General features: G+C 59.5%; 1 protein-coding gene. It reads right to left on the minus strand.

The genetic code is table 11. The features are described from left to right. Positions 1-6: 6 nt before the first annotated feature. The coding region (locus tag NP596_RS21535) for an IS4 family transposase (RefSeq protein ID WP_256617429.1) at positions 7-1058 on the minus strand (1052 nt) is incomplete at its 5' end.

The raw sequence follows: 1058 nt of genomic DNA on the forward strand, positions 1-1058 counted from the left end.
TCATCGTTATACACATCTCATCGCTACATCTTGTTGCGCCTCTAAAGCGATGACAAAATCGCGCAAGCGCTGTAAGCCAATCCACATGGCCTTGGCACCCGGAGGGCCGTCGTGTTTGCGGCCGAGGTAACCACCCAAACTTGCGACTAACCGAATCACCTCGTTCAGACCCGGCGGCGTGAGCGGCGGTGGGCAGCGCTTGACCACAATATAGGCCGCTCGCCACTCCCGAGGATCGAAAACAATCTCGCAATCCATGTCCGGCGCCGTGCGCGCGAGCATCAGGCTGAATAACACCCGCCATGCAATAACCATATAGAGTGCCAAACATGGTCGTAGCCGTTCTTCCGTTTCCAGATGCAGCCGCTTGATCTGGCAACCGCTCTTCAACACATGGAAGTACACTTCGATACACCAGCGCACGGCATACCACGCCACCACCGTAGTCGCTTGCTCGAAACTTACCACCGGCAAACTGGTCAGCAGGAGCCATTCCAAGGGTTCCTTGCCGGCTGGCGGCGTCTCTTCGCGCGCCAATACCGCGTTGATGCTCAATGCCGGTAGTCGATACCCAACACGCGCCGGCGGCTTGAGGGGCACCGTGGCGGCGCGTACCGTGATATGCGCTAGTCGTGCCGCGCGGTTCGGCCGCGGCTTGACGTTAACCTCGGTATAACCCAAGACGGGCGCTTGATCCAGGGCCGACCATAGCCATTTCGCCGCATTTTCCGGCTCTACCAGAAGGTCTCGGTTCTGCGTCGCGCGAACAATCCATTCGGCGCGAACAGCCGGCGCATAGTCCTGGTATTCGGCAAACCATTCGTAAATGTCGCCCTCGCGGTCGGCGAGATTGACCAGCAAGCTGTCCGGCATTTGCGCCTGTAATGCGCAACTATCCTGGTAACTTTCGAGCCAGTGCCGGCTTTCCTTTTCGTCCACGCCTTTGTGGCGCCGCTCGTGTCGCGGGCTGGGCCGTTCACGCGCCCAATACGCCGCCTTGACGACACCCAAGCAAATCCGCGACGGCGTAAAAGCGATAGTCGGATGCAGTCGGCGCG

It is taken from the genome of Methylomonas rivi, assembly GCF_024505165.1.
Taxonomy (GTDB): Bacteria; Pseudomonadota; Gammaproteobacteria; order Methylococcales; family Methylomonadaceae; genus Methylomonas; species Methylomonas rivi.